Raw genomic sequence first — 802 nt, forward strand, 5'->3', positions numbered from 1 at the left:
GCCACCACGGCGCCAGCCCGTTCACGCACGGAGAGGTAATCCACTGCAAGCGTCACGCTTATTCCACATCCTTTCATCTACAAATGGCTGCTGTTCCGAATCCCAGGACAAGTAAGATTCCCTTACGGAACCCGGCCGGGAAGGCGGATCCTTGAACATTAGGCGCCGGAAGTTTGGATACTCAAGAGGTTTCATGAACGAAAATCTGAAATCCTAAATTTCCACGCACAGATGACGGACCGAGCGTGCTAGGAGGCGTAGCGAATCATCCTCTATCAAGAGCGAGCGAACGGCCCATCGTGTGGGCTGAGTAGGATGAGGGCGAACACGCAGCAATCCATACCTGGCACGGTGGCTCGGCGTGAGGGCCTACATCACACCAATTACTACGACTCGGCCGGCCATGAGAGATGGATGCTCAGCAGTCGGAGGAGATCGCGGCTTGGCCCAGAATTGCGCAAGCATGGATCTCCCCGAAGGCTCCCCAATAGATCGAGGTATCGGGAGTGGGAATTAGCTGAATGGTCAGAGGTTCCGGGGGTGGCACCTGTGGCCACCCCCGGAACCCCGTTACGGATCGGATCACATCGTCACCGTGTTCTGCCCATGCGCCTAGATCAGATCACGGTGACAATGGTGTGTATCGCTACGGCCGCGCTGGTCACTGCGGCCGCCTCGGTGTGGATCCACACCCCGCTGCACTCGGGAGCTGCGGTGCCGCTCAGTACCAGCTCCAGTGTGTCCTCCGGATGGAGGTCGTCGGGTTCCTGCGGCAACACGATGTACCACTTCGTGTCGCTGC

General features: G+C 58.6%; 1 protein-coding gene. It reads right to left on the reverse strand.

Translation table 11 applies throughout. The features are described from left to right. Window positions 1–617: 617 nt before the first annotated feature. A partial coding sequence (locus IE277_RS46760) for a hypothetical protein (RefSeq protein WP_229882615.1) occupies window positions 618–802 on the reverse strand: 185 nt, incomplete at its 5' end.

Origin of the sequence: Streptomyces alanosinicus (genome assembly GCF_014650595.1) — a bacterium.
Classification (GTDB): domain Bacteria; phylum Actinomycetota; class Actinomycetes; order Streptomycetales; family Streptomycetaceae; genus Streptomyces; species Streptomyces alanosinicus.